General features: G+C 69.6%; 2 protein-coding genes. One reads left to right on the top strand and one right to left on the bottom strand.

The features are described 5' to 3' along the window. Positions 1-30: 30 nt before the first annotated feature. Positions 31-1,413: an MFS transporter gene (locus tag CQZ88_RS21850; RefSeq protein ID WP_029542223.1), complete on the bottom strand. Its 1,383-nt coding sequence runs from the start codon at positions 1,411-1,413 to the stop codon at positions 31-33. 151 nt (positions 1,414-1,564) lie between these two features. Between CQZ88_RS21850 and CQZ88_RS21845 the strand changes: the two genes are divergently transcribed. Continuing rightward, positions 1,565-3,066 (top strand): class I adenylate-forming enzyme family protein (locus tag CQZ88_RS21845; RefSeq protein ID WP_102800307.1); only part of this gene is annotated, 1,502 nt, incomplete at its 3' end.

Raw genomic sequence — 3,066 nt, 5'->3', positions numbered from 1 at the left:
GATCGTGGAGGCCGGCAGCACCCGTTCCGGTTACCGTGCGTGGGCGATGCCCGGGACGGCCTTCGGGTCGCGGCGCACCGCGGCGGGGTTGGTCTCCTTCAGCACCCACGCCGAGAACAGCGTGAGGGCGCCCATCAGGGCCACGAACACCGAGACCCACGTCGTCGTGCCGGTGTTGGCGATCAGGGCGGTCATGATGAACGGCGTGCCACCGCTGACGGTGACGGCGGCGAGCTGGTAGGCGAGCGACGCGCCCGAGAGCCGGACGTTCGGTTCGAAGAGCTCGCCCAGGTACGCCGCCAGTGGGCCGTACGTCATGGACTGGAAGATCGAGCCGACCGTGACGGCCACCGCGAACAACACGAGATTCGCGGTGTTGACGAGCCAGAAGTAGGGGAAGGCCCACAGCACGAGCGCCGCGGCCCCGATCATGATCATCGGCCGGCGGCCGACGCGGTCGGAGATCCACCCCGACCACAGGATGAACCCGAGGCCCACCAGCGAGCTGGCCAGCGACACGGCCAGGATCGAGTTGCGGTTCATGCCGAGTTCGGTGGTGCCGTAGCTCAGGACGCCGGCGATGCTGATGTAGAACAGCGAGTTCGTCGCGGCGAGCAGGCCGCAGCCCAGCAGGATCTTGCGCCAGTGGGTGCGGATCGCCTCGGCCAGCGGGGCCTGGACGACCTGCTGCTCGGGCCGGGTTGCTGCGACTTCGGCCTGCAGTTCCCGGAATTCGGGGGTGTCCTCCACCTTGGTCTGGATGTAGAGGACGACGGGGAACAGCGCCGCGCTGGCGAGGAACGGGATCCGCCAGCCCCAGTCGAGGAACACCTCGTTCGGCATCGCGGCCGTCGCCGTCAGGAAGGCGACGTTGCCCAGGATGACGCCGCACGGCACACCCATCTGCCCGAACGTGCCGGCGAAGCCGCGCCGCTTGGGATCCGCGGACTCGGTGAGCAGCAGGACGATTCCGCCCCACTGTCCGCCGCAGGCGATGCCCTGCAGGAAGCGCAGCGTCACCAGGAGGATGGGGGCGAGGACGCCGATGGAGGCGGCGGAGGGCAGGCAGCCGATGAGGAACGTCGCCAGGCCCATGAGCAGCAGGGAGACCACGACGACGGGTTTGCGGCCGTAGCGGTCACCGAAGTGGCCGGCTACGAGTCCGCCGATGGGACGGGCCACGAATCCGGCCCAGAAGGTGCTGAAGGACAACAGCGTTCCCATCAGGGGTGAGCTGTCGGGGAAGAACACGTGCGGGAAGACCAGCGCCGCGGCGGTGCCGTAGAGAAAGAAGTCGTACCACTCGATCGAGCTGCCGATGAGCCCGGCGGCGAGCAGCTTACGATGAGCGCGCGTGTGGTGCGACGTGCCGGCGGGCGCGATGCCGGTCGGACTCACGGATGACGATGTCACAGATCAATTCCTCCGGTCGGACGGGCCGAGAAACAGCACTCAAACATGAATTCGGGTTCAGGCTGTGGTGCTAGTCTGGGGCATCCGTCATGTGATGTCAATCACGAGCGGGCCTCCCCCCAAAATGTCACTCGACGAAGGGAAACCAGTCATGGCCAGTGTTCTCGACCCCGTCCTCGCCCATGCGGACGCGGCGCCGGAACGCATCGCCCTGCGCACGCAGGACGGGCAGCGAAGCTATCGCCGGCTTCGCGACGACGCGCTGCGCTACGGCGCACTGCTCCGCGGTCGCGGCGTCACCACCGGCGACCGGGTGCTCCTGCTCGCCCCGTCGGTACCCGAATTCGTCGTGGCCTACCTGGGCATCCAGGCGGTCGGCGCCGTGGTGGTTCCGGTGAACACCATGTCCACCGCGGCCGAGCTGAGCTATACGCTCGGGGACTCGCGGGCCGTGCTCGCGATCGCCTGGCACGGCGCTTCCGCCTCGGTGGCCGAGGCCGCGGAGGGTCTCGGCGTGCCGTGGCTGCCGCTGGAGCCGGGCGCCGCGGTCGAGGAGGACCCCATCGACCCCGTCGACCGTGCCGACGGCGACATCGCGGCGGTGCTGTACACGTCGGGCACCACCGGCCGCCCCAAGGGGGCCCAGCTCACCGTCTCGAATCTGCTGTCCGCGGGCCGTATTTCGTGCACATTGTCCGGATCGGGACCCGAGGACCGCGTGGGGACCGGATTGCCGCTGTTCCACATCTTCGGCCAGGCCTCGGTGATGATGTCGGCGTTCACCGCCGGATCCTCCCTGTCCCTGCTGTCCCCGTTCGGCCCGGCGGCGATGCTCGATCTCGTGGTCCGGGATCGGCTGACGGTGGTGTGCGGGGTTCCGACCATGTGGAACGCGATGCTGCATGCCGAATCGCCCTACGGCCCGGCGGATTTCGAGGGGCTGCGGCTGGCGGTCTCGGGGGGAGCGTCGCTGCCGGGTGAGGTGGCCCGCGACTTCGGGCAGCGCTTCGGCTGCACCATCCGGGAGGGCTACGGCCTGACGGAAACCACGGCCATGGCGACCTTCTCGTGGGGGGACGTCCCGGCGCGCATCGGGTACAGCGGAACCGCGGCCCCGGACATCGAGGTCGAGGTCTACGGGCCGGACGGTGCCCCGTGCGGGCCCGGCGAGGTGGGGGAGGTGTTCGTCCGCGGACCCGTCGTCATGGCCGGCTACTGGCAGCGCCCGGCCGACACCGCGGCCGTGCTCGACGAGCAGGGCTGGTTCCGCACCGGCGACCTCGGAGAGTTCGACGAGCAGGGCCGGTTGCGCATCGTCGACCGGGTCAAGGACCTCGTCATCCGCGGCGGCTACAACGTGTACCCCAGCGAGGTGGAGGAGGTGCTCTACGAGCATCCCGACGTCGTCGAGGCCGCCGTGGTGGGCGTCCCGGACCGGCACTACGGCGAGGAGATCGCCGCGGTGGTCGTGCTGCGCGACGGCGGCGGCGCCGACGCCGAGGACGTCGTGCGATGGTGCCGGGAGCGGTTGTCCGCCTACAAGGCACCCCGCATCGTCCGCTTCGTCGACGCACTGCCGAAGGGGGCGTCCGGGAAGATCCTCAAGCGGGCCATCGACCGGGACGAGTTGTCCCGGTTCGTCGTACGCCGCTC

It is taken from the genome of Rhodococcus sp. ENV425 (assembly GCF_002887785.1).
GTDB classification, from domain to species: Bacteria; Actinomycetota; Actinomycetes; order Mycobacteriales; family Mycobacteriaceae; genus Rhodococcus; species Rhodococcus aetherivorans.
The sequence above is the reverse complement of the archived record's forward strand: the minus strand, read 5'-3'. Positions and strand labels throughout refer to the sequence as shown.